Source organism: Cupriavidus sp. SIMBA_020, assembly GCF_046535395.1.
GTDB lineage: Bacteria > Pseudomonadota > Gammaproteobacteria > Burkholderiales > Burkholderiaceae > Cupriavidus > Cupriavidus campinensis.
Genome location: NZ_JAWRWU010000644.1, coordinates 1 through 270, shown reverse-complemented (window position 1 = coordinate 270; position 270 = coordinate 1). Strand labels below are relative to the sequence as shown.

1 protein-coding gene is annotated in these 270 nt (G+C 69.3%); it reads right to left on the bottom strand.

What is annotated here, in order from left to right:
- On the bottom strand, window positions 1–270 hold a 270-nt coding region (locus SB751_RS30885; protein ID WP_410749134.1), incomplete at both ends, for a cytochrome b.

The window sequence follows — 270 nt, the reverse complement described above, 5'->3', positions numbered from 1 at the left end:
CATGCGAAGGTCGCCGGATCCGCCGAGACCAGCGCCGGCAATTGCACCCCGCCGCCCAAGGTCACCGGGTATCCGCCCGCCGACAGCATCGCCCAGCCGATCAGCGGCATCGCGACCATCAGCGCATACAGCACGAGATGCGACCCGTGCGCGGCGAACTTCTGCCACCACGGCAGATCGTCCGGCAGCGCCGGCGCTTTCGTCGACAGCCGCACCGCGATGCGCACGCACACCAGCACCAGCACGGCGATCCCCAACGGCTTGTGCAAC